Genomic DNA, 7,987 nt, shown 5'->3' with positions numbered 1-7,987 from the left:
GGAGGGCCCTCACCTCCCACGCCCTCCGGGCGCGGGCCCCTCCTCTCCCGGAGGGAGAGGGGTAAGAGGCGTTGGAGTTTTTTCTGGAAAGCTCCAAAAAAACTCCAACGGGGCTCCAAGGGCAAATCCGGACAGCTTCAGCCGGCCATGTGCGGGTAGAGGTGGGAGACGGGGGCGACGAAGGTTTCCTTGATGGTGCGGGGGGAGGACCAGCGCAGGAGGTTGAAGGGGCTGCCCGCCTTGTCGTTGGTGCCGCTGCGGCGGCCGCCGCCGAAGGGTTGGCGGCCGACGACGGCGCCGGTGGGTTTGTCATTGATGTAGAAATTCCCGGCCGCGTCGCGCAGGGCGAGGGAGAGCTGGTCGATGACGGCCTGATCCTGCGCGAAGATGGCGCCGGTAAGAGCGTAGGGGGTGGACTGGTCCACCAGGGCGAGGGTTTCGGCGAGCTTGCCATCGGGATAGTCATAGAGGCCGAGGACGGGGCCGAAGATTTCATCCGTCATCAGGCGGGACCTCGGATCATCGCAGGCGATGACCGTGGGCGGGATGAACCAGCCTTGATTGTCTGACGGGGCGTCGCCGGCAAGCTTGCGGTGGCCGGGCGCGGTAGCGGCATAGTCGAGGAAGCCGGAGATCTGCTGATAGGCGCGCTGGTCGATCACGGCGCCCATGAAATTTCGGAAATCTGAAACGTCGCCCATGGTCAGGCTGCTGACGGTATCGGCGAGGCGTTCGGTGACCGGTTTCCAGAGGCTGAGCGGGATATAGGCGCGGCTGGCGGCGGAGCATTTCTGACCCTGATAATCGAACGCGCCGCGCACCAGGGCGGTGACGAGCGCATCGACATTGGCAGAGGCATGGGCGAAGACGAAATCCTTGCCGCCGGTTTCCCCCACAAGGCGGGGATAGGAACGGTAGTTGGAGATGTTCGCGCCAGTGGCGCGCCAGATACGGTCGAAGGCGGCGGTGGAGCCGGTGAAATGCACGCCGGCGAGATGCGGGCTGGCAAGCACGGCCTCGCCGATGGGCGCGGGGTTTTCCGCCGGGAGCATGTTGATGACACCGGGCGGGAGGCCGGCCGCCTCGAACAGGTCCATCAGGAAGGCCGCCGAATATACGGCGCGTTCGGACGGTTTCCAGACGACCGTGTTGCCCATCAGCGCCGGGGCGAGGGAGAGGTTGCCGGCGATGGCGGTGAAGTTGAACGGGGAGGCGGCAAAAACGAAGCCATCGAGCGGGCGATGGTCCAGCCGGTTCATCTCTGCGGCAGAGGAGAGCGGCTGCATCGCCTCTATCTGCTGTGAGAAGGCAACGTTAAAGCGGAGAAAATCGATCAGCTCGCAGGAGGCATCGATCTCGGCCTGATAGGCGGTCTTGCTCTGCTGCAGCATGGTGGCGGCAAGGAGGCGGGCATTGAAGGGACCGGCAAGCAATTCCGCCGCGCGCAGGAAGATGTTCCGGCGTGAGGCGGCGGGCATGCGCGCCCAATCGTGCCGGGCATCCATGGCAGCCCTGATGGCGGCCTCTGCCTCGGGCGCGCCCGCCGAAGCATAGCTGCCGAGGCTGCGGGCATGGGCATGGGGCTCGCGCATCTCTGTGCCGGTGCCGGTGTCTATCTTGCGGCCGTTGATGACGGGGAGGACGCGGCGCGGATTGGCGCGCTGCAGGTCGATCTCGGCCATGAGGCCCGCGCGCTCGGGCGTGCCGGGGGCGAAGCTGCGGACGGGCTGGTTCTGGGGAAGGGTCATGATGGCTGCCTCGGCTTTTTTACCGAAACTAGCAGCGGGGCAGGCGGAGGGCCCTCCGGGGAGGGACGTTTCGTTGCGCGATCGGGCCAGATTGGCCGGCGGCGTCAGGGCATCTTCATCCAGGCCTGGAGCGGGTGGCCTTCCAGGGCGGCGTGGATTTCGGCGCGGGAGGTTTCGGACTCGTCCTGGCCGGTTTTGAAGCGGGGCTGGAGCGAGTCGATCTGCATACGGAATCCGATGATACCCTGCAGCAGGCTGTCAATGCGGGGGCCGATTCCGGCGGCGGTCCAGCCCGAGCCATTGCGGGTTTCCATATGCGCGACAAGGGCATGGATCGCAGGCTCGGTGAGGGCATCGTCCAGCGTGATCGCGCCGGAGACCTTGAGAGAGACGAAATTCCAGGTGGGCGCCCAGCCGGGCTTGGAGATCCACCCAGGCGGGACATAGGCATGGGGGCCAAGGAAGAGGCAGGTGGCGGCAGGATTTTCCCGGAGGAGGGGAACCAGGGGAGCAGAGCGCGGCAGGTGGCCCAGGAGGGATAGGGGCGTGCCTGCCGCGTCTGTCTCCATCAGGAGCGGCATCAGGATGGCGTCGGCCGGGGCAGTGGCGGGCACGACCCAGGCGAGCGGATTTTCCGCTGCAAAGCGGAGGATGTCCGCCTGCGGAACGGATGAAAATTGCACGCTCATGCGTTGAGGATTCCGGCCAGCCAATCCGATGCATCCTGAAGGGCGCGGCCGGCGCAGGCGGAGATGCTGACCGCTTCGAGGAAGCTGTGGGTGGCGCCTTTATAGACCATGGCGGAGACTTCGACACCCGCCGCTTCGAGACGGGCGGCGAGTTCTGTGTTCTGGTCGGTGAGGATGTCGCATTCAGCGATGCAGAGATGCACGGGCGGAAGACCGGCCAGGTCTGCCAGAAGCGGGCGGGCATGGGGATCATCCGTGGACGGCTTGCCGAGATAGCTGATCCAGAAATCCCGCATTTCGTCTGTGGTGAGCATGTAATGGTCCCCATCATAGCGTTTGTAGGAGGGGCGCGGATCGGTATCGAGGGCGGCATAGTTGAGGAGCAGGGCGTCGGGCAGGGGCTCTCCCCGGTCGCGCAGGCGCAGGGCGGTGGCGAGGGAGAGGTTGCCCCCGGCGGAGTCTCCGCCAAGTGCGATGCGGCCGGTGGACAGCCCGAACCCGGCTCCGCCGGCACGCAGCCAGGTCAGGCAGGCTTCCACATCTTCCAGCGCGCGCGGGAAACGGTGTTCCGGAGACAGAGCATAGTCTAGCCCGATAACGGCGCAGCCGGTGCGGTCTGCATATTCGCGCATCAGCCGGTCATGTGTGTCGATGCTGAAAACGGTCCAGCCGCCGCCATGCAGATAGATCAGCGTGCCCTTGCCGGCGCCCGATTGCGGGATGTGCATGCGGGCGCGCACGCCGTTAGGGGCGATCTGAACCATGCGGGTTTCGGCCATATCCGGGCCGCCCCGGGCCCAGGGGGCGCGTACCTGCTCGCAGATTTCACGGCGGCGGGCGATCGTTGTGGGCGGGGCCACGGCGGCGAGCGCGGCAAAGTCTGCCCCGGTGCGCTGGATGAAGCGGCGCACGTCCGGATCAACATCATCCGTGCGGGACAGGGGCGAAACGCTCATGGGGATACTCTTCTGTGCTAGGTGGGCGTTGGGGCGGACAGGCCGGGCTGCGCGGATCAGGCGCTGGCGGCGGCAGCGTTGGCTTTGCGTTTGGCGGCGATGCGGGGGCCGCGCTTCTTCAGCCACAGCCAGATGCCGGTGACGCATTGCTCTGCCGTGGCGAGGCCCAGGATGAAGACGAAGAATACCGCAAGGCTGCCGCCGATTTCGCCGGAATGGAGCGGATAGACGGCGCGGATCATCACCAGGCCTGCACTGTCCGTATAGGGATTTACCTCATGGATCCAATCGCCGGTGGCGGCATCGAAATAGTAGTAGATGGGGCCGAGATATTTGTAGTTGAGGTCACCGGTGTCGCTGAAGGTGGTGCCGTAGAGGTTCCAGTTCTGGTAATAGAGCATGGTGGCCGGCTTCCAGGCGATGCCTTCGGCGGCGGCCTGCGCCTGCGACAGGGCGAGCGCGTCGGCATAGGATATGGCGGGTGTTGTGCCGCCCGGATACGGCGCATCGAGATGGAAGAGGGACTTTTCCAGCGGCGCTACCGTGGTGGCGAAGGGGTCCCAGAACTCGTTGAAGAAGTTCAGCGTGACGGAGGTGAACGCCAGGATGAAGAGGAAGGGGAAGAGCCACAGGGCGCTGGCGCGGTGAATGTCCAGCATCTGGCGGGCGAAGGAGCGTTTCGGGCTGTAGACCCAGCTTGGCCACCAGTTCCTGAAGAAGGGGCCTTTGCGCGGGAAAGTGAGGTAGAGGCCGACGCCGGAACTGATGAGCCAGCCGAGCGCGACGAAACCCATGAAGATGCGGCCGGCATCGCCCGCCAGAAGATTATAATGCAGCTCCAAGATCAGCGGGATGAGCTGGCGATTGTTCAGGCCCGGATCGGTGCTGCGCATACCGGCAGCTTCGCCGGTGGCGGGATTGAGAAAAACCTCGTCATAATCAAGCGCGGCTTCGCCAGGTTTGGGCGCCACCGTGATGACGATGTTTTCCGTTTCATCTGCACTCAGAGGAAAACCGGTGACCTGGATGGCCGGGTTGGCCGCTTCATAGAAGGCGACGGCCTCGATGGGCGGCAGACGGTCTGCGGCGCGGCCCTCATAGGTGAACAGATCGCTGTTCGCCCACCGGTCCAGGGTGGAGCGGGCGGTAAGGATACTGCCGGTGAGGGCGGCAATGAACAGGAACAGGGCCGTGATGATGCCAAACCAGCGGTGGAGCACCAGCCATGTATTCTTGGTTGCCGCATCGGCCATGAGCCCACCCTTCTGTACTTCTTCAACCGGGACGATAGGAGGGGTGGCTGGAAACAGCCATAATGCGCCGGGTCGAAAAATACCTCAATCGGGTCCGCAGGGCCACGGGCAGGCCGCCTCGCTCAGATTGGCCAATTAGGGACAACTCCAGACCCGAAGCCGAAATACAGGATTTTGGCGCAATGGTATCGATGACACTAGGCTGGCGGCGGTGTGGGGCTGGGCGCGCATGGCGACATTCCCGGCCTTGGCACGCAATGGGAACTTCAGGCCTATGTCGAGGCGAAACGCTCGAATTCGGCGCCGGTATCGAGGTCGATGTTCAGGAAGCAACCGTCTACGGAGCTTTTTACCGCCTGCTGCCCGTGGGCGATCAGCAGGCGGCGTTTGAGGATGAGGCCGATTTTACCCTAGGCGTTGCCTGGAGCCGGCATGGCTACAGCGCCGATGTTTCCATCAACTGGCTGACCTATCCGGGGGAAGAGGCAGACCCGAGCCTGGAAATGGTGGGCGCAGTCACATTGGAGGCGCCCTTCGCGCCGACGCTGATCGGTTTTTACGATGCGGACCTGAAGGACTGGGGGCTGGAGTTTGCCGCCGGGCCGGAATGGGCGCTGGGTGACTGGACGCTGTCGGCAATCGGCCGAGCGGGATTTGTTCAGCCGGGGGACGATTCGGCCCACCGCTCTTATGCGGGGATTGAACTGGCGGCGGCGCGGCCGGTTTCGGAATTCGTGGAGTTCGGCTTCTTCGCGCGCGCCGATACGGCCGATGAGGCGTCCTTCGCCCACCGTTTCGAGAATGGCGAAGTGACATCCTTCCGCAATTCCGGGATCGCCGCAGGTATCAGCCTGGCTTTTATCCGCTGAGGGCGCGCCTTGCCCGCCGGTGGCGTGGCTGCCGGCGGGCGAAGGCGCTCCGGTCATGCTTTAAGCAGCGCTGCCGCCTTTTTTGGCCCGACAGGTTTCATTAGGTCATATTTTTTCTTTTTTGGGCCACGAAGTCAGTCATCATCTTGTCACATCAGCGGATGGTGGCATCATTTGCGGGTGTTACGGCAGTCCCGAGAGGACAGGATGAAAAGCACCCATCAACTCGATCTCAGCCGCCGCCCGGTGGTGGCGCTGACGGATGAATATCCTTCCGGCTTTGTCGATACGGCGCATTCGCACGAGCGTATCCAACTGCTCTATGCCTGCTCGGGCGTCATGTCGGTGGTGACGGACAAGACGAGTTTCGTGATCCCGCCACAGCGGGCGGTGTGGATTCCCAGCCAGGTGCAGCATGAGGTTTCCTGCCGGGGGCCGGTGTCGCTGCGGACGCTCTACATCGATCCGAGATATGAGCGGGACGATCCGGACTGTCATATCGTCGAGGTTGGCCAGCTGCTGCGGGCATTGATCCTGGAAGTGACGCAGTTTGACCATGACTATGATCTGCAGGGCCGGGAGGGGCAGATTGTCAGCCTGCTTATCAGCGAGCTGCTGGCCTCGCCCAAGGTGCCCTATGCCGCCCCTATGCCGACCGATCCGCGGCTGGTGCGCGTATGCCGCGAGATCATCGAGAACCCCTCCGACCAGCGCGACATTGACCAATGGGCCGACATTGCCGGGATGAGCCGGCGCAGCTTTACCCGCGCCTTCAAGCGCGAGACGGGGATGGGGGTTGCCCTGTGGCGCCAGCAGGTGCGGCTGCTGGAGGCGCTGTCTCTGCTGTCCACCGGATCGAGCGTCACCAGCGTGGCGATGGATGTGGGCTATGACAGTGCGAGCGCCTTCTGCGCGATGTTCCAGCGGGCGTTTGGTGTCTCGCCGAGCCGGTATTCGTTCTGAGGGCTCGGGGTTTTAGCCGAGGCCCCCCATCAGCGTGTATTTGATGTCGAGATAATCGCTGACACCATACTTTGAGCCTTCGCGGCCAAAGCCGCTTTCCTTGCGCCCGCCAAAAGGGGCGATGGCGGTGGAGATCAGCCCTTCATTCATGCCGACGATGCCATAATCGAGCGCGGCGGAGACGCGGAAGGCCCGGGCGAGGTCTTTGGTATAGGCGTAGGCGGCGAGGCCGAACTCTGTATCATTGGCCATGGCGATGGCCTCTGCCTCATCCCCGAAGCGGAAGAGGGCGGCGACGGGGCCGAAGGTTTCCTCGCGCGCAATGCGGGCGGTGGGCGGCACATCAGTGAGGACCGTGGGTTCGAAGAAGGTGCCGCCCAGCTTGTGGGGCTTGCCGCCGAGTTCGATACGGGCGCCCTTGAGGAGGGCGTCTTCAATATGGGTTTTGACGGTTTCCACAGCATCCTCATTGATCAGGGGACCCTGGTCGATGCCTTCATCCATCCCGTTGCCGACATTGAGTTTTTGGACCGCTTCGGTGAGCTTTTCGGCAAAGGCATCATAGATGCCATCGTGCACCAGGAAGCGGTTTGCGCACACGCAGGTCTGGCCGGAATTGCGGAATTTCGAGGCGATGGCGCCTTTCACGGCGGCGTCCAGATCCGCGTCATCAAACACCAGGAAAGGGGCGTTGCCGCCGAGCTCCAGGCTGAGGCGTTTGAGGGTGGTGGCGCTCTGCTGCATCAGTTTTTTGCCGGTTTCCGTGGAGCCGGTGAAGCTGAGCTTGCGGACTTTCGGATTGCTGGTCAGTTCGCCACCGATCTCTCCGGCAGAGCCGGTGACGACTGAGAGCACGCCCGCGGGAATGCCGGCGCGGCTGGCCAGTTCGGCCATGGCGAGGGCCGTGAGCGGGGTGGCGGAGGCGGGTTTCACAACCATGGGGCAGCCGACGGAAAGGGCAGCGCCAGCCTTGCGGGCGATCATCGCGGCGGGAAAGTTCCACGGCGTGATAGCGGCTGTGACGCCGACAGGTTCGTGGGTGACGAGGATGCGGGCGCCGGGATTATGGGTGGGGATGATGTCGCCATAGGTGCGGCGGGATTCTTCGGCAAACCATTCGATGAAGGAGGCAGCATAGGCGACTTCGCCTTTGGCTTCGAAGAGGGGTTTGCCCTGTTCGGCGGTCATGATGGCGGCGAGGTCTGCCTGATTTTCCATAAGAAGATCAAACCATTGGCGCAGGATGCGCGCGCGTTTTTCGGCCAGCAGGCCCGACCATTCGGGGAAGGCATCGGCGGCCGCATCAATGGCCTGGCGGGTTTCGCCAGCGCCCATTTTGGGGACGGTTGCCAGGATTTCGCCGGTGGCGGGGTTGGTGACATTGAATGTCTGGCCGGATTTGGCGGCGGTCCACTTTCCGGCGAGGTAAGCCTCCGTTTTGAGGAGGGAGGAATCCTTGAGTTTCAGGGGCATGGGCGCATCTCCGGCGGGACTTATCCAACAGTTGCG

7 protein-coding genes are annotated in these 7,987 nt (G+C 63.8%); 2 read left to right on the top strand and 5 right to left on the bottom strand.

Going from position 1 to position 7,987, the window contains the following annotated elements:
• Positions 1–137: 137 nt before the first annotated feature.
• The 4 genes from pruA to ACQKI2_RS17915 all read right to left on the bottom strand — a co-directional run bounded on the left by pruA (position 138) and on the right by ACQKI2_RS17915 (position 4,646).
• On the bottom strand, positions 138–1,748 hold the full coding sequence (gene pruA, locus ACQKI2_RS17930; RefSeq protein WP_427380987.1) for an L-glutamate gamma-semialdehyde dehydrogenase: 1,611 nt from the start codon (positions 1,746–1,748) through the stop codon (positions 138–140).
• A gap of 104 nt (positions 1,749–1,852) precedes the next feature.
• Positions 1,853–2,437 carry an FMN-binding negative transcriptional regulator gene (locus tag ACQKI2_RS17925; protein ID WP_427380986.1) on the bottom strand — a complete coding sequence of 195 codons (585 nt, stop codon included), beginning with the start codon at positions 2,435–2,437 and terminating at the stop codon, positions 1,853–1,855.
• On the bottom strand, positions 2,434–3,393 hold the full coding sequence (locus tag ACQKI2_RS17920) for an alpha/beta hydrolase (RefSeq protein WP_427380985.1): 960 nt from the start codon (positions 3,391–3,393) through the stop codon (positions 2,434–2,436). Before ACQKI2_RS17920 ends, ACQKI2_RS17925 begins: the two co-directional genes overlap by 4 nt.
• A 56-nt stretch (positions 3,394–3,449) precedes the next feature.
• Positions 3,450–4,646: a PepSY-associated TM helix domain-containing protein gene (locus tag ACQKI2_RS17915; protein ID WP_427380984.1), complete on the bottom strand. Its 1,197-nt coding sequence runs from the start codon at positions 4,644–4,646 to the stop codon at positions 3,450–3,452.
• Positions 4,647–4,903: 257 nt separating this feature from the next.
• Between ACQKI2_RS17915 and ACQKI2_RS17910 the strand changes: the two genes are divergently transcribed.
• Both ACQKI2_RS17910 and ACQKI2_RS17905 read left to right on the top strand, forming a co-directional pair.
• Positions 4,904–5,515, top strand: coding sequence for a hypothetical protein (locus tag ACQKI2_RS17910; protein WP_427380983.1), 612 nt, complete (start codon positions 4,904–4,906; stop codon positions 5,513–5,515).
• A gap of 207 nt (positions 5,516–5,722) precedes the next feature.
• Positions 5,723–6,478 carry an AraC family transcriptional regulator gene (locus ACQKI2_RS17905; protein WP_427380982.1) on the top strand — a complete coding sequence of 252 codons (756 nt, stop codon included), beginning with the start codon at positions 5,723–5,725 and terminating at the stop codon, positions 6,476–6,478.
• Positions 6,479–6,490: 12 nt separating this feature from the next.
• Here ACQKI2_RS17905 and ACQKI2_RS17900 read toward each other — a convergent pair whose 3' ends face one another.
• Complete coding sequence (locus ACQKI2_RS17900) at positions 6,491–7,945, bottom strand: NAD-dependent succinate-semialdehyde dehydrogenase (protein WP_427380988.1); 1,455 nt, start codon at positions 7,943–7,945, stop codon at positions 6,491–6,493.
• Positions 7,946–7,987 lie beyond the last annotated feature (42 nt).

The organism is Hyphomonas sp. NPDC076881, assembly GCF_050269995.1.
Lineage (GTDB): Bacteria > Pseudomonadota > Alphaproteobacteria > Caulobacterales > Hyphomonadaceae > Hyphomonas.
Note: the sequence above shows the minus strand (reverse complement) of the source record. Positions and strands in the feature narration are given on the sequence as shown.

What these genes read in the sequence shown, in the direction of transcription:
- ACQKI2_RS17915 (WP_427380984.1), bottom strand. Translation starts at nt 4,646, where the DNA reads ATGGCCGATGCGGCAACCAAGAATACATGGCTGGTGCTCCACCGCTGG.
- ACQKI2_RS17910 (WP_427380983.1), top strand. Translation starts at nt 4,904, where the DNA reads ATGGGAACTTCAGGCCTATGTCGAGGCGAAACGCTCGAATTCGGCGCC.
- ACQKI2_RS17925 (WP_427380986.1), bottom strand. Translation starts at nt 2,437, where the DNA reads ATGAGCGTGCAATTTTCATCCGTTCCGCAGGCGGACATCCTCCGCTTT.
- pruA (WP_427380987.1), bottom strand. Translation starts at nt 1,748, where the DNA reads ATGACCCTTCCCCAGAACCAGCCCGTCCGCAGCTTCGCCCCCGGCACG.
- ACQKI2_RS17920 (WP_427380985.1), bottom strand. Translation starts at nt 3,393, where the DNA reads ATGAGCGTTTCGCCCCTGTCCCGCACGGATGATGTTGATCCGGACGTG.
- ACQKI2_RS17905 (WP_427380982.1), top strand. Translation starts at nt 5,723, where the DNA reads ATGAAAAGCACCCATCAACTCGATCTCAGCCGCCGCCCGGTGGTGGCG.